At 46.3% G+C, this 910-nt stretch carries 1 protein-coding gene; it reads right to left on the bottom strand.

Annotated features, from left to right (window positions below):
* Window positions 1-61: 61 nt before the first annotated feature.
* The gene (locus tag WEIDD23_RS10730) at window positions 62-874 is read right to left on the bottom strand and encodes a PTS mannose/fructose/sorbose transporter subunit IIC (RefSeq protein ID WP_010368852.1); all 813 of its coding nucleotides are present in this window, start codon (window positions 872-874) and stop codon (window positions 62-64) included.
* Window positions 875-910: the final 36 nt, after the last annotated feature.

Below are 910 nucleotides of genomic sequence, written 5' to 3'. Positions count from 1 at the left end.
TTTTTGAGTCAAGTGAACTTCATTCTTTACTACTTCATCCATGATGTTATTCCCCCTGCTCCTAGTAGTTGTTCAAAATGGCATCGACTGGGTCGCCACCACTTCCACCAGCTGAACCACCACCGTTTGATCCGCCGCCGTTACCACCGTTAAACTTTGGTGACAATTGTAGGTAAATCAAGGCAAGTACCAAACCAATGATACCCATAGCGATCAAGTTCAACTCTGTAACGGCTGAAAGGGCGAATCCCAAGAAGAAGAATGGCCACAATTCAGCAGTTGCCATCATGTTAATAACCATGGCATAACCAACAACCACGATAAATCCTCCGGCAACAGCCAATCCCTTAGTAATCACTTCAGGAATAGCATTCAAAGCGGCGTTAACAGGGCCAGCACCAACGGCCATAACAATTACCGTTGGGATAGCGATACGCAATCCTTGGAAGACCAAAGCCAACCAGTGAACACGTTCAACTCCTGCAACATTACCCTTTTCGGCTTCACGGTCAGCGATGTGTGCCAAGGCAACCGTAATTGTACGAACACCAATCGTCAAGATTTGTCCAGCAACGGCCAAAGGAATTGCAATAGCCATACCAGTCTTAACATCAACTTGTGCTGGTCCAGTTACCAAGTAAGCTGAAACAACTGATGCCAAAGCGGCATCGGGTGCGATAGCGGCTCCGATGTTCATCCATCCCAAAGCCAACATTTGCAACGTTCCACCAAGGATTACACCTTCCATAAGGTGGCCAGTTGCCAATCCAATCAACGTTGCTGCGACCAATGGTTGGTGGAATTGGAACTCATCCAAAATACCTTCAACACCGGCCAAGAATGCGATTAGAATTACGAAAAACGCTGAAATCATGCGTTCATCCTCCCAAATAATTTCTTAGCAATAAAG

It is taken from the genome of Weissella sp. DD23, from assembly GCF_001579105.1.
GTDB lineage: Bacteria > Bacillota > Bacilli > Lactobacillales > Lactobacillaceae > Weissella > Weissella cibaria.
Note: the sequence above shows the minus strand (reverse complement) of the source record. Positions and strands in the feature narration are given on the sequence as shown.

What these genes read in the sequence shown, in the direction of transcription:
- WEIDD23_RS10730 (WP_010368852.1), bottom strand. Translation starts at nt 874, where the DNA reads ATGATTTCAGCGTTTTTCGTAATTCTAATCGCATTCTTGGCCGGTGTT.